Source organism: Candidatus Obscuribacterales bacterium, assembly GCA_036703605.1.
Classification (GTDB): domain Bacteria; phylum Cyanobacteriota; class Cyanobacteriia; order RECH01; family RECH01; genus RECH01.
The window spans coordinates 1-1093 of the sequence record DATNRH010001103.1; the positions used below are offsets into that span (position 1 = coordinate 1).

Consider the following 1093-nt stretch of genomic DNA (forward strand, 5'->3'; position numbering starts at 1 on the left):
CGCCAAACAGAGCCAGGACATTGCCCAGGGTGATAGTGCTTTGCATGATTGGGATAGGATGATGGAATCATGAACCTGAGCCCAAGCTACCATAATACGTAGGTGAACTCAATGAAATGAAGCTATATTGACGGGTTTCAGCTTCGCCCAATCCTCTTCTCATCAGCACAAAGGTGCATTACGGCTTTGCCTAACACTACATTGCAGCTTATTTAAGTTCACCATTGGATAAATATCCATAAAAAAAGAGGGGCGAGGAGCTGTATTCCTCGTCGCACCTCATAGCCCAACCTGATAGTTTTACTGAAAAGTCTGAATATTCTTACCTAGACTCTTGAGATAGAAGGGGATTGCATACGACCAGGTGACGCTGTCGGTCGATGGTGATCCAACCCTCTTCTCGCAGTTGGGTGAGCAGGCGCGTCACGGTTACCCGAGTGGTGCCAATAGCGTTCGCAAGCTGCTGATGGGTGAGCCGCACACCCACACGAGTTCCGGTTTCACAGGGCTGCCCCACTTGCTGGGTCAACAATAAGATCAAATGACGTAGGCGATCTTCAACTCGACGATAGCCCACCATAGCCAGGATCGCCTCGGTTTGCTGAAGACGCCGAGCTACATGGCGGAAGATTCCTTGCGCAAGAGCTGGCGATTGTTCAACCTCGGCTAAGGTCAATCGCATTAGATCAACATCCGAAAGGGCGATCGCCTGATAGGGACGAATAAGGGTGAGCGGCAAGCCAAAGGGCATGGATGAACAAGCCAAACCCAGAAGCGACTCATCACCGCTGTCATAGAGCGTTCCTAATTGAACGACCCCACGGCAGACCACCCAGATTTCATCTGGCTGCATCTCGATGACCTGACCGCTGGTGTAAGGATATAGACTTCGTCCCTGATAGAGTTCTTCAAGCAACTGACGCAGGTCAGCTTGGAGCGGCGCTTCTAGAACCGGGGAATGAAGCATAGTAACTATAATCTCGAAACGCTGCCCTTACTATAGGAGGCTCGATTAAAGAGTAGGTAATTGCGAGGTTGGGGTTTGGTTAAGGTTTGGCGATCATGGGCGATCGCCCTCGTCTATATGAAGCGA

General features: G+C 50.5%; 1 protein-coding gene. It reads right to left on the reverse strand.

Annotated features, from left to right (window positions below; translation table 11 throughout):
- Positions 1 to 322: 322 nt before the first annotated feature.
- Positions 323 to 967: a Crp/Fnr family transcriptional regulator gene (locus V6D20_22920; protein HEY9818633.1), complete on the reverse strand. Its 645-nt coding sequence runs from the start codon at positions 965 to 967 to the stop codon at positions 323 to 325.
- Positions 968 to 1093: the final 126 nt, after the last annotated feature.

Coding starts and splice junctions, on each gene's coding strand:
- V6D20_22920 (HEY9818633.1), bottom strand. CDS start 967: ATGCTTCATTCCCCGGTTCTAGAAGCGCCGCTCCAAGCTGACCTGCGT.